Raw genomic sequence first — 19,267 nt, 5'->3', positions numbered from 1 at the left:
GGCACTACCGCGTCCTGAGCTGGTGAGTCACCGGCGTCATCAGCAACGAGATCGCCGTGATCGCCAGTGAGACCGCGGCCAGCGCGCCACCCTGTCCCCACGAGGTCCCAGCCAGCGACAGGTACGCCGTCCCGACCGTGGCCGCGCCGAGTGCCAAGCAGGTCTGCTGGCTCGTGAGCAGGATTCCGCTGCCAAGTCCAGCCTGTGCCGGTGGGACCTGGCCGACGACCACACCCATGAGCGGGACCATCACCAGGCCGCTGCCGAACCCCGCGATGAGCATGGGTACCGCCAGGGACCACGGAGTCACGTCAGGCCACAGCGTCAGAGCCACCACAGCCAGTACGGCGTACCCGACTGACTGCACGATCCAGCCGCGCAGGATCAGGCCGGCGCCGTACCGCTGCTGCAGGCGAGGACCGTAGATCGACGTGATCAGGAAGCCGACGGCCATCGGGAGCAGGCTGAGACCGCCTTCCAAGGGAGACATCCCGGCCTCACCCTGGGTCGCCAGCGCGAAGACGAACATGAAGCCGCCGAAGGTGGTGAAGAAGCCCACGGCCAGCAGCAGGCCGATCCGCATCGGGCGCAACCGCAGTACCGACGGCGGGATCAGCGGAGCAGAGCCGGTCCGCTCCGACCGATGCTGGTGTACGCCGAGCAGCCCGACGGCTGGAATCGTCGCGGCCAGCGAGATCCAGGTCCACGTCGGCCAGCCGAGCGGACGGCCCTCGGTCAGCGGTAGCAGCAGGAGCACCAACGCCAGCGCGAGCAGGCCCGCACCGACCAGGTCGACCCGCTGGGCCTTCTCGGCGCGAGTCTCCGGGAGCAGCTTCAAAGCCGCGGCCAGCGCGACCAGGCCGACGGGAACGTTGACCAGGAACACCGCCCGCCAGCCGAGGCCGAACACGTTGGCCTCGACCAGAACGCCGCCGAGGATCTGGCCGAGCGCGGCAGCAGCACCACCGGCCACGCCGAACATCGCCATCGCGCGAGCACGGTGCTCGCCGGTGAGCAGGCTGCTGATCGACGCGAGCACCTGCGGAGTCATCGCCGCGGCGGCCGCGCCCTGGACGACCCGGGCAGCGAGCAGTACGCCGATCGTCGGGGCGATCGCGCAGATCAGCGACATCACGGTGAACCCGGTCAGGCCGAGCAGGAACAGCCGCTTGCGGCCGAAGCCGTCGCCGAGGCGACCGCCGACCACGAGCAGGGTGGCGTTGGCGATGCCGTAGCTGCCGACGACGAGTTGGAGCTCGCCCGAGGTGGCCTGCAGGTCGGACCCGATCGCGGGCAGCGCGACGTTGATGATGAAGAAGGAGAGCATCGGCAGGAAGGCGCCGAAGAGCAGAGTGGTGAGCGCCACCGGGCCGAGTGGTGACGCCGTGCGCGGCTCGGTGGCTACGCGGGCGGTCTGGAGCTGGTCTGTCATGTCACCCACTCTGCGCCGACTCCGAGCCTGGTGGTGAGAGCCTGTTTATCCTGGTATTGGCAGCACCTGGCACCAGCCTTTCGCCACCCGGGCAGACGGACCACCATGGAGATGTGAGCGTCCTGACCAGCATGCCAGCCACCACCGACAAGGCCGAGCGGCGGCGGGAACTGGCGGCGTTCCTGCGCAGCCGGCGGGAGCGGATCCAGCCCGAAGAGGTCGGCTTCGCGCCGGGCGGCCGACGCCGTACTCCGGGCCTGCGGCGCGAGGAGGTCGCCCAGCTCGCCGGCGTCGGGGTGACTTGGTACACCTGGCTGGAGCAGGGCCGCGACATCAACGTGTCGGCCCAGGTGATCGAGGCGATCTCGCGCACGCTCCGCTTGGACCGGCTGGAGCGGAACCACCTCTACACGCTCGCGGGCATCGCCCTCGGTCCGGCGAAGGCTGCCTGCGCGGCGTTGCCCGCCTCCATCCAGAAGATGCTCGACAAGTTCTCGCCCTATCCCGCGCAGGTGATGAACGCGCGGTACGACGTACTGGCCTTCAATGACGCGTATACCAAGGTGATCCTCGACATGGCGGCAGTGCCGCTGGAGGAGCGCAACCTGCTCTGGCTCACCTTCGTGTCCGACGATTGGCGGTGTGCGTTCACGGACGGCGATTCGATCAAGATGCACCTGGTCGCGGGATATCGTGCGGCGCTCGCCGACCACCTCGGCGAGCCGAGCTGGCAGGACCTCACCGATCGGCTGCTCGCGAGTTCCCCGTTGTTCGCCGAGCTCTGGGAGCGGTACGACGTGGCCGCGCCGAGCGCCAAGATCAAGCTGCTGCAGAACGAGAAGGTCGGCCTGCTGAGGATGGAGCCGGCCAATCTGTGGCTGACCCAGCTCGGTCAGGTCCGCGCCACCGTCTACACCCCGGTCGACGAGGAGACCGAGGCCAAGCTCCACACCTTGGTCTACGGCTAGCAGTGAAACCTTCAGCTCGGCCTTCGACCGTGCGGACTAAGCGGTGTCGCGGTGCTGCCAGCCTGCTTTGAGGGCGGCGAGGGTTACTGCGATGGCGGGGCGGCGGGCTGTGGCTGTGCGCCAGACGGCGTACAGCCGCCGGCTCGGGGCCGGCTGCAGCGGTACCGCCACCACTCCCTCGGGCAGGGGTCCGCGGCCGAGGCGGGGGAGCAGGCCGATACCGATGCCGCGGGCAAGCATCGCGAGCTGGGTCTGGTACTCCGCGACCGAGTAGGCGACATCCGGCTCCACTCCGGCCTTGCGCATCGTGCGGATCAGCCAGTCGTGGCAGATCGATCCCGTCGGCTGGCAGATCCAGCGCTCGCCCACGAGGTCGTCGGCGCGCACGAACTCCTTACCTGCCAGGCGATGCGTAGCGGGCAGCAACACGTCGGCCGGGTCGGAGCCGAGCTTCACCCGGGACAGTTCGTCGGGCAGGGCGAGGGGAGTGTTGTGCCAGTCGTGCACGACCGCGATGTGGATCTCACCCCTCGCCACCGCGGCCACTGCCTCGAACGGATCGGTCTCGCTCACCCGCACGTCGAGTGCGGGGTTGTCGTCGATCAGCCTCGGCAGTACGGCGGGCAGCAGGCCGCGGGCGGCCGTCGGGAAGGCGGCGATCAGGAGCGACCCGATCGCCTGGCCGTGTTGCTCCTCCAGGGTCAGCTCGGCAGCTTCGACGAGCTCCAAGACCTGGGCAGCCGTGGCCGCGAGCTGCTGGGCCGCATCGGTCAAGACGATCCCGCGACCGCGTTTCTCGACAAGGACGGTCCGCGTCTCGCGCTCCAGCTTGGCCAGCTGCTGCGAGATCGCCGACGGGGTGTAGCCGAGCGCGTCGGCCGCGCTACCGACCGAGCCGTGGATCGCGACGGCGTGCAGTGCTCGGAGCCTGCCCAGATCGATCATGTAGCACTCCTACAGTGTCAGCCATAGCAATCTTCGCTGGTCCTTAACTGTAGACCAGCCCAGACTTGAGTCCATGAACCCGCGTCACATGCTCCTCGCGCTGGCCGTCGTGGTCGTCTGGGGTGTCAACTTCGTCGTCATCGAGGTCGGCCTGGAAGGCTTCCCGCCGCTGCTCTTCTCGGCCCTGCGGTTCTTCTTCGCGGCGGTGCCGGCGATCTTCCTGCTCGGCAGACCACGGGTCGCCTGGCGTTACGTCATCGCGGTCGGCCTCGCCCTCGGCGTGGCGAAGTTCAGCCTGCTCTTCATCGCGATGGATCGCGGTGTGCCGGCCGGGTTGGCGTCGCTGGTGCTGCAGTGCCAGGTGATCTTCACGCTGCTGTTCGCGGTACTGATACTGCGGGAGCGGCCGCGCCGTACGCAGCTGGCCGGGATCGCGATCGCCTGCGCGGGCATGGTCCTGATCATGCTCGACCACGGGCTGGCGGCGCCGGTCGGAGCGCTAATGCTCGTGATAGCTGCGGGAGCGTGCTGGGGTGTGTCCAACATCGTCACCCGGCACGCCAAGCCGCAGGACACGTTGCGGTTCATGGTCTGGGTCAGCGCGGTCGCGGTACTGCCCCTGTTGCTGCTCTCTCTGCTGACCGAGGGAGCAGACCGCGATTTAGATGCCTTGCGCAACATCAGCCTCACCGGAGTCGGCGCCATCGGCTATCTCTCGTTCATGGCCACCCTGTTCGGCTTCGGCGTCTGGGGCTTCCTGCTCCGCCAGTACGACGCGAGCACCGTTGCGCCGTTCTCCCTGCTCGTCCCGGTGGTCGGGATGGCCGCGGCCTGGCTGCTCCGTGGCGAGACGGTCGGCCTGCAGCAGGGAATCGCGGCCGTCCTCATCATCGGCGGCATGGCGTGCACCGTACTTCGCCGGCGAGCCCGGCCTGCCGCGAACTCACCCGAGCAGGCGCTCACCGGAGCAGCCGCCTGAGCCTGGGACAAGGCAGACTCGGCCGAGTGGATGCTCAGCAGATCAGCCGTCTGACCGCTCAGTGGATCCGGGAGTTGCCCGGCGAGGAGAGCACGGTCCTGTCCGGGCTCGGGGTCTGGCCGCTGCTGGCGATTCTCGCCGAGCTGGCGGATGAGCCCGCCCGCTCGGAGTTGGCGGCCGCCGCGGGAGCGCAGTACGAGGGGCTGTTGGCCTCGGCCCCCGAACTGCGGATGGCGCTGGGGTTGTGGACCCGTCCGGAGGTGCCGCTCGAGCCGGGTGTCGACAAGGTGCTGCCGCCGGAGATTCGCGGCGTGCTGGCGAACCACCAGGTGCTGGACGACTGGGTGGTCGAGCAGACGGGCGGTCTGATTCAGCGGATGCCGGTGATGCTGACACCTGACGTGCTGTTGGTGCTCGCGTCAGCGTTGGCGCTGCGGATCACTTGGCGGCTGGCCTTCAGGGAGACGTCGTTCACGGAGGGTGGGACGCGGTGGCTGCAGCGCTCCGACTACGACCTGGAGTCGGTACGCCGGTACGAGAGCCCGGGCGGTCCGTTGACCGTGATCACCGTGTTCGGCGAGGGGGAGTTCGACGTCCGCCTGGTCATGGGGGAACCCGGGCGCGGGCGGAACGCAGTACTGGCTGCTGTTCTCGACCTCGAAGGTGAAGGAGTCGGCGGAGCCGCGTTGCTCGCCGGCCGGGAGGCGCCGGGAGTCGAGGTGATCGAGTCGATGTCGGGGAGACCCACCGCAATCCTCTCGATGCCGTACTTCGAGGTCGACGTCGAGCACGATCTGCTGGAGCACGCGGAGGTGTTCGGCCTGGTCACCGCGACGGACAACTCGCGCGGCCACTTCCCGGGGCTGAGCCCGATGCCGCTCGCGGTGGGTCAGGCCAGGCAGGCGGTGATGGCGCGGTTCTCGGCCACCGGGTTCGAGGCGGCGGCGGTGACCGCGTTCGCGATGGCACCGGGGTCAGCGCCGACCCCTGGTGCGCAGGCGTTGTACGTCCACCTGGACCGGCCGTTCGGCTTCGTCGCCGTGCATCGTCCGACCGGCATCCCGGTGATCGCCGGGTGGGTCACCGAGACGGCTCACCGGCAAGTCTGAGGCGGGCTTGCATCAGGGCGAAGCCGAGTAGGTTGAGTCCCCGCCACTGGGCCGGGTGCTGGGCGCGTTCGTCCTGCGCGGCCAGACCGATGCCCCAGATCCGGTCGACCGGGCTCGCCTCGACCAGGACGCGATCGCCGGTGCCGAGGAGGTAGTCCAGCAAGGGCTGGTTCTGGCCGAACTTGTGAGTGTTGCCCTCGACAACCAGGTCGAAGCGGTGCCGATGCCAGGTCTCGGTGTCGAAACCCTGGACGGTCCGGCCGATCGCCTTAGCCTGCCCCGGGTGCCCGGCGGCGATCGCCTTCTCCTCGGATTCGCAATCGCCGAACAGCCGCGCCTTGCCGGCCATCATCCAGTGCTCGGCGGTCAAGTATCGAACCCCGTCGACGGTGAACGACGCGTGGAACCACTGGCTCAGGCAACTCGCGTCGACGGAGCGGTCGTGCCTCGGCGTGTCACCCCAGAAGAAGACGTACTTGTAGCGCAGGCCCGACGCCAGACTCTCGATCAGGTCGGCAGTGCTGAGCGGCGCGATCACTCGTACTGGTTGGCCGGCCGTGTCACGTTCCGCAGCCCGGTGATGGTGAGGGCGGCGGCGTCCCCGTCGGCGCGCTTCGTCGGCTCAGCCCACTCGCCGGTGACGGTGACCCACTGGTTCTTCGGCGGTGCGGCCTGGCCGCGGGCCTCCACCATGAACGCGGTGCCGTCGGCGACGCAGCAGGTCAGCCCGATCCGGGAGACGTACCAGGTGCCGTTCTTGCCCGGAGTCATGAACCCGGTCAACTGGAAGCTCCGGCCTTCATGCTCTCCTTCTCCCAAACGGCCCAGACGGCGTAGTCGCGCACGGCCAAAGGTACCGGGGTGTCGCCCTGGGCGCTGTCGGCCAGCCACGAGTGGCCTTTGGGCGCGATCGGTTTCGCCGCGACCGGGGACTGCCGTCCCCGTCGTCGGTGAACAGCCCGGCGAAGATCGTCCACCCGAACAAGGCCAGCCCGACCAGCACCGCCAACGTCGCCGTGAACTCGATCGACGACCCCATCGAGTTCTTGTCATAGGGGCGCCGGGAGTTGCCGGGGTGGTTGGGGGAATCTGGGGGTTTGGTGGCCTCGGCGGAGTACGCGGGAGTGCTCATGGGCGGCATCCTGACACCGCGGAACGCGCCCGCACGAGCACGGACAGCAGCGGTGAAATGAAAATCAGCGTCATTCCGGCGAATAGTCGCGATCGCCCTGACCGGCCCCTGAAGACTCCCGTTCGACGGGTCCGATGACCTTCCACGTGGCACTGTGGTCCATATGGATGCCGACGTCGTGCAAGCCGTCAACAGCCTCACCTCCCGCTGGGCGAAGCAACTGCCGCCCGGCAACACCGTCGTGTCCGGGCTCGGCCTCTGGCCTCTGCTCGCGCTCCTCGCGGCAGCCGCCGACGAACCCGGACGCACCGAGCTCGCCGACGCGGCCGGCGTCGCTGCCGACAGCGCCGCGGCCGACGCGGTCGAGCTGATCCGGACCGTCGACGAGTCCGCCGATCTGCACGCCGCACTCGGCGTCTGGGTCCACGAGCAGCTGAAGCTGAGCGAGTCGTTCGACAGCGTCATCCCTACCGAGCTGACCGGCACGCTCACCGGCGACTCGTCCGCCGACAAGGCGAAACTCGACGCCTGGGCCGCGCGGCACACGGATAACCTGATCCGCGAGATGCCACTCGAGGTGACGCCGGACCTGTCCGTAGTACTGGCGTCTGCGCTCTCCCTGCGCACCACCTGGACGCGCCCGTTCAAGGAACAGATCAAGCGCCAGTACGACGGGCCGTGGGCGGGTGGGTCGTGGCATTGGCTCGAGCGGAGCGATCGGGAACTCGACTCGGTCCGGTTGTACGAGGGCGGGCTCACCGTGATCACCGTGCAGGGTGACGCCGATGTGGATGTGCTGCTCGGAATCGGCTCGCCCGGCGCGGCGCAGCCCGAAGTACTGGCTGGGCTTCTTGCTGCGTCAGTGAAGCCTGCGGGTGGTCAGCCGGGTGCGGCGTTGGTTCAGCAGGGGCAGCCGGGGCAGGAGGTCGCGCCGGGGATCAAGATCGGGCTGACGACCTCGGCCGTGCCGGAGGTGAAGCTGTCGCTGCCGTCTTTCAAGGTCGAGATGGAACACGACCTGCTGGCGCAGCGCGAACTCTTCGGGCTCGGCACAGTGAGCTCGCCGCCTAACGGGCCGGGGCATTTCAGTGCGATCAGCCCGGAATCGCTGGTGGTGGGCCAGGCCAAGCAGACGGTGCTCGCGCGGTTCTTCGCCACCGGCTTCGAGGCGGCGGCCGTGACGGCGATGGGCCTGATGCGCGCGTCGATGCCGACCAAGCAGGAGCGCCGGCTGGACGTCTCCCTCGACCGCCCGTTCGGTTTCGTCGCGGTGCACCGCGACTCCCGCCTCCCGGTGGTCGCCGGCTGGATCGCCGAGCCGACCGAACCGGAATGATCTCTAGGGCGCGGTAATCCTTACGGCGTAAAGAGTTTGTTGAGCAGGTCCGAGGCCGCGTCGACGCCGGTGCGGTCGCCGGTCAGCAGTAGGTCGAACAGCAGGCCGCGCGATGCTGCCAGCCCGAGCCGTGCGTACGCCGGCGCGTCGTCCGGCGGGAGGCCCGCACGGATGCACAGGTCGATCAGCGGAGGCAGCCAGACGTTGATCAGGTCTGCCTTCAGTGCCTCGGTGTGCGGCAGATCCTGCATCGCGTGGGCGGACAGTTCGAAGAACAGCGGGCCGTAGATCAGCGCTGCCTCCGTGACAAGTCGCCAGAACTGCTCGGCTTGCTCCGCCAGCGGGAGATCCTTCTCGCTGAGCATGGCCAGCAGGTCGCGCTGTTGCGCCTCGACCGTGCGGACCACCTCGGCAAGCAGCCCCTCGCGCGAGCCGAAGTGGTAGATCAGCATCCGGTGGCTGGTGCCGATCGAGGCCGCGATACTGCGCAGACTCGCGTCACCGATCCCGTTCTTGGCGAAGTGCTCGACCGCGCCGTCGAGAAGGCTTTCGCGACTCACGCCGGCCCGGCAGCCGGCTCGCCCGACCCCGACCCGGTCGACCCCGGCCCAGCAGCCCGGTTGCCCGGCTCTGGATCGGCGGCGGGGGTCGCCTGTTCGCTGACCTTCTTCAGACTCTCGCCCTCGATCGCGATGTAGCGGCGGGTCAGGTCGGCGTAGAGCTTCCCGAACACCCAGCCGATCGGTCCCTCCTGGATGATCGTCGAGGTGGCGACCGTCCCTTCGGGCGTCGCGGTGACGCGATGGCCGCCGATCGTCCTGATGCCGGGAGCGCGCGACACCCATTCGAAGTACTCGCCCTCGACGACCTCGGTCACCTCCCAGATCGCGACCGGGAGCTTCGGCTGACGGATCCGGGTCTTGGCGCCGACGTGGATCCTGCCCTCGTCGAGCCGCTCGACCGAGTCGATCGTCGAGGTCCATTCGGGCCACTTGGCGACATCGCTGAAGATCGCCCACACGCGTTCGGGTGGGGCCTGGACTGTGACTGAGTGATCGAAGCGCATGTACCAAATGGTACATCGATCTGGCTCGGCCGCAACGGTTATCGGAGCGTGCCCGGGCGGAGTACGGAGGGTGAACACCGCGCGGGGGTGGAGCGTAAGAGTCCGGTCAGATCGTGCCGCGGTGGCCGGCGGCGGTCCGGGGCACCGGTAGGGTCTGCGCCATGGCTGACCACAACGTCACGGACAACGAGCACGATCCGGGAGCGAGCACCCAGATGTTCCGCGCCTTCGTCAACGAGGGCCAGGTGTCCCCCACCGAGGAGCCGAAGGTCAACGGCCGCATGCTGGCCGTCGTAGGCGCAGTCGTGGTCCTGATCGCCGTAGTAGCCGCAATCCTCGTCTTCTGACCCGTTCCCTCCGCCGGTCGTCCCACCGACCGACGAACTAGCCGCCGTGCGGATCTTCACCAACCCGCCCGGCCACTCCGTCAACCCCTCACCACCGCCGGCGACTCCCTGCTGCCATCCCGTCGTTGACGGGGCTGGGGTGGCGGATGAAGGATGGGGGCTCGGCTAGGGAGGTTGGCTATGGCGGAGGTTGTCAGGGCGGCGCTGGTGCAGACCAACTGGACGGGTGACCAGGAGTCCATGGTCAAGGCGCACGAGGAGTACGCGCGGCAGGCGGCTGCGGCGGGGGCGAAGGTCATCTGCTTCCAGGAACTGTTCTACGGGCCGTATTTCTGCCAGTTGCAGGATCCCAAGTTCTACGAGTACGCCGAGTCCGTGCCGGGGCCGACCGTGGAGCGGTTCCAGGCGCTGGCCGCCGAGCTCGGCCTGGTGATGGTGCTGCCGGTGTACGAGCAGGAGCAGCCCGGCGTGCTCTACAACACCGCGGCGGTGATCGATGCTGACGGCAAGTACCTCGGCAAGTACCGGAAGAACCACATCCCGCAGGTGAACGGGTTCTGGGAGAAGTTCTACTTCCGCCCGGGCAACCTCGGCTACCCGGTATTCGACACCGCGGTCGGGCGGATCGGCGTCTACATCTGCTACGACCGGCACTTCCCCGAGGGCTGGCGGGCACTCGGCCTCGCCGGCGCCAAGATCGTGTTCAACCCGTCGGCGACCAGCCGCGGCCTCTCGTCGTACCTGTGGAAGCTCGAGCAGCCCGCCTCCGCGGTGGCCAACGAGTACTTCATCGGCGCGATCAACCGGGTCGGCATCGAGTCGGACTTCGGCGAGAACGACTTCTACGGTACGTCGTACTTCGTCGACCCGGAGGGCAAGTTCGTCGGGGACGTCGGGCACGACCACGACCCCGAACTGATCGTCCGGGACCTCGATCTGGGCCTGCTCGACACCGTCCGGGACCGCTGGCAGTTCTACCGCGACCGCCGGCCGGACGCGTACGGGGACCTGACAAAGCCGTAGTAGACGATACAAGCGCCGGAGCCGGGTTTCGACAGAAGGAGCGTCGAGGATGTCGTTGCTGGTCAAGGGTGGAACCGTGATCGGGCCGACCGGTGCGCAACCGGCCGACGTGCTGGTCGAGGGCGAGAAGATCGCCGCGCTGCTCGACCCGTCGTACAGCCAGACCGTGCAGGCCGACGAGGTGATCGATGCCACCGGCAAGTACGTGATCCCAGGCGGGATCGACGCGCATACGCACATGGAGCTGCCGTTCGGTGGGACGGCGGCCAGCGACACCTTCGAGACCGGGACGCGCGCCGCGGCCTGGGGTGGCACCACGACGATCATCGACTTCGCCGTGCAGCGGACCGGCGAGGTCGTGCAGGACGGGCTGGCCGCGTGGCACACGAAGGCGGAGGGCAACTGCCACATCGACTACGCGTTCCACATGATCCTGGGCGGCGTCGACACCGACGCGCTGAAGGCGATGGATCAGCTGGTCGCGGACGAGGGCATCACGAGCTTCAAGCTGTTCATGGCCTATCCGGGTGTCTTCTACTCCGACGACGGGCAGATCCTCCGGGCCATGCAGACCGCGCGGGAGAACGGCGCGATGATCATGATGCACGCGGAGAACGGCATCGCGATCGACGTGCTCGTGCAGCAGGCGCTGGCCCGGGGCGAGACGGATCCGATCTACCACGGGATCACCAGGCCCGCGGCGCTGGAGACGGAGGCGACCAGCCGGGCGATCACCCTGGCGTCCGTCGCACAGGACTGCCCGCTCTACATCGTTCACCTGTCGGCGAGCGGAGCGCTTGAGGCTGTCGCGGAGGCGCGCGACCAGGGCCGGAACGTGTTCGCCGAAACCTGCCCGCAGTATCTGTACCTGACGCTCGAGGACCAACTCGGCGCGCCCGGCTTCGAGGGTGCCAAGTGGGTCTGCTCGACGCCGCTGCGCAGCAAGCACGAGCCACACGCGAAGGACCTCTGGAAGGGGCTTCGAAGCAACGATCTCGCCGTGGTGTCGACGGACCACTGCCCGTTCTGCTTCAAGGACCAGAAGGAGCTCGGCGTCGGCGACTTCTCCAAGATCCCGAACGGCATCGGCGGCGTCGAGCACCGCGTCGACCTGATCTATCAAGGCGTGGTGGACGGCCAGTTGTCGCTGGAGCGCTGGGTGGAGACGATCGCGACCACGCCGGCCCGCATGTTCGGGCTCTATCCGCAGAAGGGGATCGTTGCCCCCGGCTCCGATGCGGACCTGGTCGTCTACGACCCGAACGGGACCACCCGGATCGGGGTCGAGACGCACCACATGAACATGGACTACTCGGCGTACGAGGGCACCGAGATCGCGGGCCGGGTCGATACGGTGATCTCGCGCGGCGAGGTGATCGTGGCCGATGGCAACTACCATGGCCGCAAGGGCCGCGGGAAGTACCTGCGTCGCGGGCTCTCGTCGTACCTGATCTGACAATGCTTGATGGGGAGGGGAGACGCCGTGGACTTCGGAGTGGTGTTCCAGTGTGATCCGCCCGCGGCCGCGGTGGTGGACCTCGCGCGCAAAGCCGAGGAGGCCGGCTTCGACTACGTCTGGACCTTCGACTCGCACCTGCTCTGGCAGGAGCCGTTCGTCATCTACAGCGCGATCCTGGCGGCCACCGAGCGAGTCATCGTCGGCCCGATGGTGACGAATCCGGGCACCCGCGACTGGACCGTGATCGCGTCCCAGTTCGCCACGCTGAACGAGATGTTCGGCAACCGGACGATCTGCGGCATCGGCCGGGGCGACTCGGCGCTGCGCACGCTCGGCGCCAAGCCCGGCACGGTCGACCAGCTGAAGCAGTGTGTCGAGGTGGTCCGCGAGCTCGCGTCCGGCCGCACGGTTTCGTACCGCGGGCAGGAGCTCAAGTTCGCCTGGGTCGAGAACGGCGCGCTCGAGGTCTGGGTCGCCGCCTACGGGCCGAAGGCGCTCGCGGCGACCGGCGAGGTGGGCGACGGGTACATCCTGCAGCTGGCCGACCCCGACATCGCCGCGTGGATGATCTCTGCCGTACGCCGGTCCGCCGAACAGGCCGGGCGTGATCCCGCGAAGATCAAGTTCTGCGTGGCCGCGCCCGCGTATGTCGGGGACGACCTGGCGCATCAGCGCGACCAGACCCGCTGGTTCGGCGGGATGGTGGGCAACCACGTGGCGGACATCGTCGAGCGGTACGGAACCTCGGGGGAGATCCCCCAGGCGCTGACCGACTACATCGCCGGGCGCAAGGGCTACGACTACGCCGAGCACGGGCGGGCGGGTAACACCCACACGGACTTCGTCCCCGACGAGGTGGTCGACCGGTTCTGCATCCTCGGCCCGGTGGAGAACCACCTCGCCCGGCTGGAGGAGCTCAAGGCCCTGGGCGTCGACCAGTTCGCCATCTACCTGCAGCACGACGCGAAGGAAGACACCCTGGCGGCGTACGGCAAGGACATCATCCCCGCCTTCTGACTTGTACGCCGTGGCGGAGTGCGGCGAACCGGGAATCCGATGGCAGCGGCCTGGTGAGGTGTGGGAGCGTTGGCGGATGACGATCGAGGTGCGGCCGTTGACCGCTGAGGATCACGAGCTGATCGAGCTGGCCCGGCGGACGGTGGACGAGAACACGGACGGGCCCGACGGTGTCTACACGATGGGCGCGGCGGTGCGCGCCGCCGACGGGCGGATGTTCGCCGGCATCAACCTCTACCACTTCACTGGCGGTCCCTGCGCGGAGCTGGTCGCACTCGGCCGCGCCCGGGCCGAGGGTGCCCGCGAGCTCACCACGATCGTTGCAGTCGGCAACGAGGGCCGCGGCGTCCACGGTCCCTGCGGCCGCGACCGTCAGATCCTGTTCGATTACCACCCGGACATCCGCGTGATCATCCCGACGGCCCAGGGGACCGGCAGCGTCCGCATCAGCGACCTGCTGCCAGAGGCCTTTCCCTGGGCGCCTTCGGCCTCGGACGTCAGCTGACCTCCAGTCGACCGGCAGCCAGCGCAAGCGGTACTGCGCGCGCAAACCGGATCCAGCAGGCGCACCTCGACTTCCTCGACTCGCTGCGGCAGCGCGGTCTGATGGCGGCGGCCGGTCCGTTCCGCGACGGCATGGACGCGACGCTGAGCGGTCTGTGCATCTACCGCGTCGGAGTGGAAGAAGCCCGGCAGTACGCCGCTGAGGACCCCGCGGTCCAAGCCGGCTGGCTGGACCCCGAGGCCCTCACGTGGTGGTTCCGCGCTGGCGAAGTGCGGCTGCCTGGTGTCCCCTAGCTCGGCGGGCCGTAGGGGAAGAGCATGTTCGGGTCGTACGTCGCCCGGACCTCCGCGAGCCGCGTGAAGGTCTCGGCCGGCCAGGACGCCTCGTACGATCCCGGGACCGTCAGACCGCCCGCCAGGTTGACGGTGTTCTCGGCGGCGATCCACGGGCGCAGCGGCTCGAGCAACGCGTCGGCGGCCATGGGTAGCACCTTCTCGAACAGGCTCGGGTCGGGCACACCGACCATGAACAGCGTGTAGTCGCCACCACGACCGCCGACCGCACTGCCCCCCTGTACGTCGCGCCGGGTGGCTCCGCCGAGGTGCCGCATCTCGATGGCGACGAAAGGCACCTGCTGGTCCGGACCGGCCGCTGCGAGGAACGCCGCGACGTACTCGGCGTCGATCTCGTTCAGCAGCATGCCACGATCCCAGCCCGGCCCCGGGTCCTTGGGGTCGTTGTGGATCGTCGCGATCGCCGACGCCGGCAGCTCGCCGACCGCGTCGATCAGGGTGGCGCCCACGTCGCGGATCGGCTGGAACAGTCGCTCACCCTCGGCTGGATCGCCGACGAAGGCGAACCGCACGCTGAGCACGGTCTTGCCTCGCAGCGGTTCGGGAATGAACTCCAGCGGTGGCAGCCGGAGGATGACGACCGAGGAGGTCGCGGTCTCCGGCAGGGTCTTGGTCCAGTCGACCCAGGTGGACACCGCCGCGCCGATCTCGGGGGCGTCGAAGAACACCGAGCCGCCGTACAGCGTGGTGAGCTCGACGAGTTCGAAGTCCATCGACGTGACGATCCCGAAGCCGCCCTTGCCGCCGCGCAACGCCCAGAAGAGGTCCGGGTTCTCGGTCGCGCTGGCGGTTAAGACCTCTCCGGAGGCGACGGCGATCCGGAAGCCGCGAGCCCAGTCGGAGGAGAACCCGTAGGTCCGGGACAGCGGGCCGAGGCCGCCGCCGAGCGTGTAGCCGATGCATCCGACGGTGTCGGATGCCCCGGTGATCGGTGCGAGCCCGTGCTCGGCCGCGGAGGCGACCACCTCCGCCCAGCGGCAGCCCGCCGCGATGTGGGCGATCCGGTTCTCCGCGTCGATGGTGACACCGGTGAGCTGGGAGGTGGTGGCGAGGATGCCGCCGGTGACAGGCGTGGCGGACCCGTGGCCGGTGGCGAGCACCTGGATCGGCGTACCGGCCTCGGCCGCGGCGCGTACCAGGGCGGCGGCGTCGTCCTCGCAGGTGAGGCCGACGGCGACCTCGGGGGTGTGCTGGGTCGCGGTGTTCCAGGCCGCGATCTCGCTCGCGAAGTCGTCGTCTGCCGGACCGAGTACCGGGCCGGCCACGCGACCGCGAAGGTCGTCGATCAGTGTCACGATGCCTCTCTTTCCGTGCTATTCGCTGATCCCTGAGCGTTCGACTCCCTCGACGATCCAGCGTTGGAGGAAGACGAACATCACCACCAGCGGCAGGATCGCGATGCCGGCGGCGAGGAAGAGTTGGGGCAGGTTGATGGTCTGCGCGGTGAGGAAGGTGGAGAGTGCGATCTGAACCGTCCAGGAGTTCTGATCGGGGGCGATGACCAGCGGCCAGAGGAACGCGTTCCAGGAGCCGATGAACGTGATCGTACCGATGGCGGCGACGAAACCCTTGGAGTTCGGCACGACCACCCGCCAGAACGTCCCCCAGTACCCCGTGCCGTCGAGTTGCGCCGCCTCCTCCAGTGCCCGCGGGAAGTTGAGGAAGTACTGGCGGAACAGGAACGTCGCGAACGCCTGGAACAACCCGGGGATGATCAGGCCGCGCAACGTGCTCACCCAGCCCAGGGTAGAGACCAGCACGAAGCGCGATTCACCAGCAGTGCAAGGCCGAGCGACGCCACGAAGGTGGTCGGCACGATGAACAGCGCGAACACCACGAAGGCGAGCAGGCTGGACCGGAACGAGGCGTCCCGGAGCACCGCGCAGTCGCGCCGCGACCGGCACCTGCGCCGTCGTCGGCGTCCGCGTCTGGGTCTGGGTCTGGGTCTGGGTCTGGGTCGACATTGCGTCCAGCCGGCGATGCGCTTCAGTTCCGCCTCCACGACGGCCTTGACCGCCTTGATCTCGGTTGCCGGGTCGGTCCCGTTCTTGATGATCCGGTTGAGCGCGTCGGAGTACGCCGTACTGGCTTGAGGGGTCCAGAGCAACGGGGTCTGGGCGCGGCCGTTCTCGTTGACGAACTTGACCGCGTCGGCGGCCGGGCCCGACTTCAGCTTGTCCGCCTTCTCGGCCAGGCTCTTGCGGACCGGGATGTGGAAGCCGTACGACTGGGCCCAGTCGAGTTGCTTGTCGCTCTGGTCCACCCACAACCATTGGACGAACTGCTTGGCCGCGTCGACGTTCTTCGACTTCGCACTGACCGCGGAGCTGTAGGCGCCGACCGGCACGCTCGGCTCGCCGGTCGTGCTGTTCAGCTTGGGCCACGGCAGTACGCCGAAGTCGTCCGCGAGCGCCTTTTGGATCTGCGGGAACGTCCAGAGGCCGGTGAACTGCATCGCGGTCAGGCCCTGAGTGAACGCGGACGGGTCGGACCAGTCGGTCGGTGCCCCGAGCAACAAGGACTTGGAGGTGAAGAGCTCGCGCAGCTCGCGCAGCTTGCGCAGCGACTCGACTGCGGCCGGGTCGTCGAAGCCGAACTTGCCGTCGTCGGTCAGGTAGTCGAGCCCGGCCGCTCAGAGCGCCGGACCGCCGAGGATGCCGACACCGCCGTCGTTGCCGACGAACAACCCCTTCACCGTGTCGGTGGTCAGCTTCTTCGCGGCCGCGATCAACTCGTCCACTGTGGTCGGCGGCTGGACTCCGGCGGCCGACAGCAGGCTCTTGCGGTAGACGAGCAGCTGCATGTCCGTGACCTGCGGAATCGCGTAAAGCTTGTCCTGGTAGGTCATCCGGGAGATCAGCGACGGCGTGAAGTCGGACTTGGCGTCGCCCAGCAGGTCCGTCAGGTCGACCACCTGACCGCCCTTGACAACGTCGATGCTCGGGCCGTTGGCGCACTCGAACACGTCCGGCCCACCGTCGGTCAGGAGTGCCGAGGCAACCTTCTTGTCGTAGTCACCCGGGGACCACTGCACGGTCACCGTGGCGTCCGGATACTCCTTCGCATAGCGCTGAACGGCCTGCTGAGTGCCGGCTTCGCCGTACTGGTGGTACCACTGCGCGAGCGCCGGCTTGCCATCCGCCGAGCCGCCCGCGCCGGAGTCCGAGCGACCTGTGTCGGAGCCACACCCGGCGACTGCCATCGCAGCCAGCCCGCCTCCTACTGCGAGGAACCGCCGCCGATCGAACCCGTTGCCTCCAGCACCCGACATCTCGCCGTACCTCCACCGCTCGGGGGCGCGGTCCCACAGCCCGCGCGCCGATCCTTCGACCCTACGACCGGTGGGTGTCTCCGGACCGCCTTTCCAGCCCGTGAAAAACCCACGACTTCGAGCGGCGATCAGAGGTAGGCTGTGCGCATGTCCGACCCCCGTGCCTAGAGAGCGCTCCCCGCGACGTCGTCGCGGAGCTGAGCCCTGTCCTTTTACTGCTCTAGGAGCGTTCTCGTGTCCGGCACCTCTCGTGCCGGGAGCTACCGCGACGTCCTGCTGCTGCCGTACGCGCTGCGCACTTTCGTGCCGGCGTTGTTCGGCCGGCTGTCGTACGGTCTGCTCCCGCTGTCTGCTTTGTTCACCGTTCAACAAGCCACCGACTCCTTCGCGACCGCCGGCTCGGCCGTCGCCGCGTTCGGCCTCGCCTCGCTGACGATGCCGTGGAAGGCACGCCTGGTCGACCGCTACAGCCAGCGCCGCGTCCTCCCACCACTGGCAGCCCTCTGCGGATCAGGCCTGGCCGCGACAGCCGTCACCCGTACTCCGAACGCGGCCGAGCTGGTGCTCCTCGTCGGCCTGACCGGGGTGTTCGCCCCGCCGCTCGGGCCTTCGATGCGCTCGACCTGGCGGCTCATCACCGACAAGTCCGACCTGAAGCAGCGCGCCTATGCCCTCGACGCGATCTGCGAGGAATCGCTCTACCTCGGTGGTCCGCTCATCGCCGGACTCCTGATCAGCTTCTGGTCCGCGCCGGTCGCGTTGTCGTGCACGGCGGTGCTGATGGTCTGCGGGACCTTCGCGATGGTGACGACGCCGCTGGCTCGTCACGTCGCGGAACAACCTCCGACTCCGCGGAGGTTCCTGGATCCCGGGCCGCTCCGCAGTACGGGATTGCGGCGGGTTCTGGTCGTCATCTTCTTCGTGGCCGCCGGGGTGAGCGTCGCCTATGTCTGCGTGGCAGGCGTTGCGCAGGGCCAGGGTCGCGCTGGGGCGGCCGGGTTCGTCGAAGCCGCTATCGGCCTCGGCAGTGTGATCGGCGGGTTGGCCTGGGCCCGCCGTACCCACGCTCGCTCGCACTGGCAGCATCTGGCCGGACTGATCGCCTTGCTGGGCGTCGGATTCCTTGCTGCGTCGATGGCCGGCAACCTGATCGTGCTGGGTGTGGTGCTGGGGATCGGCGGACTCGCCGTGGCCCCGCTCTTCGTCGTGTCCTACCTGGCCGCCGACGAGCTCACCCCGGCCCACGAGCGGACCGAGGCGAGCACGTGGATCAACACTATCAACAACCTGGGCAGCTCGGCCGGCTCGTCGCTGGCCGGCCTCGCGATCGATCGCACGACTCCCTCCCACGGCTTCCTGGCCGCGGGGCTGCTGCTCCTAGCCGTCGCGCTGGTCAGCTCTCTCAGCAGAGTCAGCGCGATCAGCACGGTCGGCAGGGTCGGCAACGTCAGCTTTGGGCGGCGAGCAGCTTCTCCATCGCGTCGAAGAAGCCGTTGTAGCCCATGATCGTGGCCTCGACCTGCTCCTGGGTGAAGTCGCCGCGGAGCTGGGTCAGGGTCATCTCGGTGCCGCCGGGGACCTCCGCGAACACCACCACGATCGGGACGTCCGAGGGGTTCGCGGGGTCGTCGGTCATCGTGAACGACAGGCGCTCGGGTGGGTCGACCTCGGTGTACTCGCCGACCCAGTGGATCTGGTTGCCGTCGGGCAGTTGCATCACGGCGTTCCACGCGCCGCCGACCCGGACGTCGAGGCTGAGCGTGTCCAGCGGTACGTCGACCGCGTCGGTGCCGAACCAGACGGAGAAGTGCTCCGGCTTGGTCCACGCCTCGTAGACGAGCTCGCGGGGCGCGTTGAAGGTGCGGGTGACGACTACGTCTTGGCTCATGGCCGTTCTTCTGGGGTGTCGTTGGCTGGGCTGTCGTTGGATGGCGTGTTGTGCTGCTGCAGCTTGTCGAGATAGCTGCCGAGCGTGTCGAAGCTGTCGGCCCAGAACTTCTTGTAGTCGCCGATCCACTCCGACGCCGCGGCGAGCGGCCGCGCGTCCAGCCGGGCCGGCCGGTACTGCGCGTCCCGGCCGCGGGTCACCAGACCTGCGGTCTCGAGCACCCGGAGGTGCTTCGAGACCGCGGCGAAGCTCATCGCGAAGGGTTCGGCGAGTTGGCCGACCGTCGCCTCACCCGTCGACAACCGCGCCAGGATGGCGCGTCGCGTCGGGTCGGCGAGAGCCGCGAAAGTGCGGCTGAGCTGGTCGGTCGGCATGGTCGCTGGCTCCTATTCAACTACTTGGTTCTAAACCGATGAGTTGAATATAGCGCGGAAAGC

21 protein-coding genes and 1 pseudogene are annotated in these 19,267 nt (G+C 68.5%); 11 read left to right on the top strand and 11 right to left on the bottom strand.

The genetic code is table 11. From position 1 onward, the window contains the following. Positions 1 to 4: 4 nt before the first annotated feature. A complete protein-coding gene (locus tag EV648_RS22810) occupies positions 5 to 1,432 on the bottom strand; it encodes an MFS transporter (protein WP_132295202.1) in 1,428 nt (475 codons plus the stop codon). Between the two features lie 113 nt (positions 1,433 to 1,545). Between EV648_RS22810 and EV648_RS22805 the strand changes: the two genes are divergently transcribed. Continuing rightward, a complete protein-coding gene (locus tag EV648_RS22805) occupies positions 1,546 to 2,400 on the top strand; it encodes a helix-turn-helix transcriptional regulator (protein ID WP_241995497.1) in 855 nt (284 codons plus the stop codon). A 36-nt stretch (positions 2,401 to 2,436) separates the two neighbouring features. Here the strand turns inward: EV648_RS22805 and EV648_RS22800 are convergent, their stop codons facing one another. Then, complete coding sequence (locus EV648_RS22800) at positions 2,437 to 3,345, bottom strand: LysR family transcriptional regulator (protein ID WP_132295199.1); 909 nt, start codon at positions 3,343 to 3,345, stop codon at positions 2,437 to 2,439. A gap of 73 nt (positions 3,346 to 3,418) precedes the next feature. Between EV648_RS22800 and EV648_RS22795 the strand changes: the two genes are divergently transcribed. Both EV648_RS22795 and EV648_RS22790 read left to right on the top strand, forming a co-directional pair. Then, the gene (locus EV648_RS22795; RefSeq protein ID WP_132295196.1) at positions 3,419 to 4,324 is read left to right on the top strand and encodes an EamA family transporter; all 906 of its coding nucleotides are present in this window, start codon (positions 3,419 to 3,421) and stop codon (positions 4,322 to 4,324) included. A gap of 26 nt (positions 4,325 to 4,350) precedes the next feature. Continuing rightward, positions 4,351 to 5,433 (top strand): serpin family protein, encoded by a 1,083-nt coding sequence (locus tag EV648_RS22790; RefSeq protein WP_132295193.1) that lies wholly within the window; start codon positions 4,351 to 4,353, stop codon positions 5,431 to 5,433. Here EV648_RS22790 and EV648_RS22785 read toward each other — a convergent pair. Both EV648_RS22785 and EV648_RS44200 read right to left on the bottom strand, forming a co-directional pair. Further along, a complete protein-coding gene (locus EV648_RS22785) occupies positions 5,405 to 5,971 on the bottom strand; it encodes an NADAR family protein (protein ID WP_132295190.1) in 567 nt (188 codons plus the stop codon). The genes EV648_RS22790 and EV648_RS22785 overlap by 29 nt on opposite strands. After that, the gene (locus EV648_RS44200; protein WP_241995494.1) at positions 5,968 to 6,216 is read right to left on the bottom strand and encodes a hypothetical protein; all 249 of its coding nucleotides are present in this window, start codon (positions 6,214 to 6,216) and stop codon (positions 5,968 to 5,970) included. Before EV648_RS44200 ends, EV648_RS22785 begins: the two co-directional genes overlap by 4 nt. 512 nt (positions 6,217 to 6,728) lie before the next feature. On the opposite strand from EV648_RS44200, the gene EV648_RS22775 reads away from it, so the two are divergent. Next, positions 6,729 to 7,901, top strand: coding sequence for a serpin family protein (locus EV648_RS22775; RefSeq protein ID WP_132295187.1), 1,173 nt, complete (start codon positions 6,729 to 6,731; stop codon positions 7,899 to 7,901). Positions 7,902 to 7,921: 20 nt separating this feature from the next. On the opposite strand, the gene EV648_RS22770 is transcribed toward EV648_RS22775, so the two are convergent. Together EV648_RS22770 and EV648_RS22765 are read right to left on the bottom strand one after the other, a co-directional pair. Continuing rightward, on the bottom strand, positions 7,922 to 8,461 hold the full coding sequence (locus EV648_RS22770; protein ID WP_132295184.1) for a TetR/AcrR family transcriptional regulator: 540 nt from the start codon (positions 8,459 to 8,461) through the stop codon (positions 7,922 to 7,924). Then, the gene (locus tag EV648_RS22765; RefSeq protein ID WP_132295181.1) at positions 8,458 to 8,967 is read right to left on the bottom strand and encodes an SRPBCC family protein; all 510 of its coding nucleotides are present in this window, start codon (positions 8,965 to 8,967) and stop codon (positions 8,458 to 8,460) included. The genes EV648_RS22770 and EV648_RS22765 overlap by 4 nt, the downstream gene beginning before the upstream one ends. A 161-nt stretch (positions 8,968 to 9,128) precedes the next feature. Between EV648_RS22765 and EV648_RS22760 the strand changes: the two genes are divergently transcribed. From EV648_RS22760 to EV648_RS44195, 6 genes are all read left to right on the top strand, one after another. After that, the gene (locus tag EV648_RS22760) at positions 9,129 to 9,314 is read left to right on the top strand and encodes a hypothetical protein (RefSeq protein ID WP_132295178.1); all 186 of its coding nucleotides are present in this window, start codon (positions 9,129 to 9,131) and stop codon (positions 9,312 to 9,314) included. Between the two features lie 180 nt (positions 9,315 to 9,494). Next, positions 9,495 to 10,337, top strand: a complete 843-nt coding sequence (locus EV648_RS22755) for a nitrilase-related carbon-nitrogen hydrolase (RefSeq protein ID WP_132187228.1) — start codon at positions 9,495 to 9,497, stop codon at positions 10,335 to 10,337. A gap of 49 nt (positions 10,338 to 10,386) precedes the next feature. Then, positions 10,387 to 11,793: a dihydropyrimidinase gene (gene hydA, locus EV648_RS22750; protein ID WP_132295175.1), complete on the top strand. Its 1,407-nt coding sequence runs from the start codon at positions 10,387 to 10,389 to the stop codon at positions 11,791 to 11,793. A gap of 27 nt (positions 11,794 to 11,820) precedes the next feature. Further along, complete coding sequence (locus tag EV648_RS22745) at positions 11,821 to 12,813, top strand: TIGR03842 family LLM class F420-dependent oxidoreductase (RefSeq protein ID WP_132295172.1); 993 nt, start codon at positions 11,821 to 11,823, stop codon at positions 12,811 to 12,813. A gap of 76 nt (positions 12,814 to 12,889) precedes the next feature. Next, positions 12,890 to 13,318, top strand: a complete 429-nt coding sequence (locus EV648_RS22740; protein WP_132295169.1) for a cytidine deaminase — start codon at positions 12,890 to 12,892, stop codon at positions 13,316 to 13,318. Next, positions 13,288 to 13,611, top strand: coding sequence for a YciI family protein (locus EV648_RS44195; RefSeq protein WP_132295166.1), 324 nt, complete (start codon positions 13,288 to 13,290; stop codon positions 13,609 to 13,611). The genes EV648_RS22740 and EV648_RS44195 overlap by 31 nt, the downstream gene beginning before the upstream one ends. On the opposite strand, the gene EV648_RS22730 is transcribed toward EV648_RS44195, so the two are convergent. The 3 genes and pseudogenes from EV648_RS22730 to EV648_RS22720 all read right to left on the bottom strand — a co-directional run bounded on the left by EV648_RS22730 (position 13,608) and on the right by EV648_RS22720 (position 16,873). After that, positions 13,608 to 14,966 (bottom strand): FAD-binding oxidoreductase, encoded by a 1,359-nt coding sequence (locus EV648_RS22730; protein ID WP_132295163.1) that lies wholly within the window; start codon positions 14,964 to 14,966, stop codon positions 13,608 to 13,610. The genes EV648_RS44195 and EV648_RS22730 overlap by 4 nt on opposite strands. Before the next feature lie 18 nt (positions 14,967 to 14,984). Next, positions 14,985 to 15,407, bottom strand: coding sequence for a carbohydrate ABC transporter permease (locus EV648_RS22725; RefSeq protein ID WP_241995492.1), 423 nt, complete (start codon positions 15,405 to 15,407; stop codon positions 14,985 to 14,987). Continuing rightward, positions 15,404 to 16,873: pseudogene (locus EV648_RS22720) on the bottom strand (ABC transporter substrate-binding protein). The gene EV648_RS22725 and the pseudogene EV648_RS22720 overlap by 4 nt, the downstream one beginning before the upstream one ends. A gap of 303 nt (positions 16,874 to 17,176) precedes the next feature. On the opposite strand from EV648_RS22720, the gene EV648_RS22715 reads away from it, so the two are divergent. Then, positions 17,177 to 18,448: an MFS transporter gene (locus EV648_RS22715; RefSeq protein ID WP_132295160.1), complete on the top strand. Its 1,272-nt coding sequence runs from the start codon at positions 17,177 to 17,179 to the stop codon at positions 18,446 to 18,448. Here the strand turns inward: EV648_RS22715 and EV648_RS22710 are convergent. Together EV648_RS22710 and EV648_RS22705 are read right to left on the bottom strand one after the other, a co-directional pair. Continuing rightward, positions 18,390 to 18,830, bottom strand: coding sequence for an SRPBCC domain-containing protein (locus EV648_RS22710; RefSeq protein WP_132295157.1), 441 nt, complete (start codon positions 18,828 to 18,830; stop codon positions 18,390 to 18,392). The two genes, EV648_RS22715 and EV648_RS22710, sit on opposite strands and share 59 nt — an antisense overlap. Next, the gene (locus EV648_RS22705; protein ID WP_132295154.1) at positions 18,827 to 19,204 is read right to left on the bottom strand and encodes a helix-turn-helix transcriptional regulator; all 378 of its coding nucleotides are present in this window, start codon (positions 19,202 to 19,204) and stop codon (positions 18,827 to 18,829) included. The genes EV648_RS22710 and EV648_RS22705 overlap by 4 nt, the downstream gene beginning before the upstream one ends. Positions 19,205 to 19,267 lie beyond the last annotated feature (63 nt).

The organism is Kribbella sp. VKM Ac-2568, from assembly GCF_004345365.1.
Lineage (GTDB): Bacteria > Actinomycetota > Actinomycetes > Propionibacteriales > Kribbellaceae > Kribbella > Kribbella orskensis.
The sequence above is the reverse complement of the archived record's forward strand: the minus strand, read 5'-3'. Positions and strand labels throughout refer to the sequence as shown.

Bases quoted from the DNA above. Each gene is read 5' to 3' on its own strand.
- EV648_RS22810 (WP_132295202.1), bottom strand. From the start codon at position 1,432: ATGACAGACCAGCTCCAGACCGCCCGCGTAGCCACCGAGCCGCGCACG.
- EV648_RS22800 (WP_132295199.1), bottom strand. From the start codon at position 3,345: ATGATCGATCTGGGCAGGCTCCGAGCACTGCACGCCGTCGCGATCCAC.
- EV648_RS22795 (WP_132295196.1), top strand. From the start codon at position 3,419: ATGAACCCGCGTCACATGCTCCTCGCGCTGGCCGTCGTGGTCGTCTGG.
- EV648_RS22775 (WP_132295187.1), top strand. From the start codon at position 6,729: ATGGATGCCGACGTCGTGCAAGCCGTCAACAGCCTCACCTCCCGCTGG.
- EV648_RS22765 (WP_132295181.1), bottom strand. From the start codon at position 8,967: ATGCGCTTCGATCACTCAGTCACAGTCCAGGCCCCACCCGAACGCGTG.
- EV648_RS22760 (WP_132295178.1), top strand. From the start codon at position 9,129: ATGGCTGACCACAACGTCACGGACAACGAGCACGATCCGGGAGCGAGC.
- EV648_RS22755 (WP_132187228.1), top strand. From the start codon at position 9,495: ATGGCGGAGGTTGTCAGGGCGGCGCTGGTGCAGACCAACTGGACGGGT.
- hydA (WP_132295175.1), top strand. From the start codon at position 10,387: ATGTCGTTGCTGGTCAAGGGTGGAACCGTGATCGGGCCGACCGGTGCG.
- EV648_RS22740 (WP_132295169.1), top strand. From the start codon at position 12,890: ATGACGATCGAGGTGCGGCCGTTGACCGCTGAGGATCACGAGCTGATC.
- EV648_RS22710 (WP_132295157.1), bottom strand. From the start codon at position 18,830: ATGAGCCAAGACGTAGTCGTCACCCGCACCTTCAACGCGCCCCGCGAG.
- EV648_RS22705 (WP_132295154.1), bottom strand. From the start codon at position 19,204: ATGCCGACCGACCAGCTCAGCCGCACTTTCGCGGCTCTCGCCGACCCG.